Here is a 238-nt window from a genome sequence, read left to right as displayed (position 1 = left end):
GCCCACGACACGCGGCGCCGCATTTTCGCGATCGTCGGCGCTTCATCGGGCAATCTCGTCGAGTGGTTCGACTTTTACGTCTACTCGTTCTGCGCGCTGTACTTCGCGCCCGCGTTCTTCCCAAGCGGCAACACCACCACGCAATTGCTGAACACGGCCGGCGTGTTCGCGGCAGGCTTTCTGATGAGGCCGATCGGCGGCTGGTTCTTTGGCCGTCTCGCCGACAAGCACGGCCGGC

The 238-nt window shown here is 63.9% G+C and carries 1 pseudogene; it reads left to right on the top strand.

Features of this window, described 5'->3' with window-relative positions:
* Positions 1-238, top strand: a pseudogene (locus tag SB822_RS60740) (alpha-ketoglutarate permease); the annotation flags it as partial.

The organism is Paraburkholderia sp. SIMBA_054, assembly GCF_046534875.1.
Lineage (GTDB): Bacteria > Pseudomonadota > Gammaproteobacteria > Burkholderiales > Burkholderiaceae > Paraburkholderia > Paraburkholderia hospita.
This window is presented reverse-complemented; position numbering and strand designations above follow the sequence as displayed.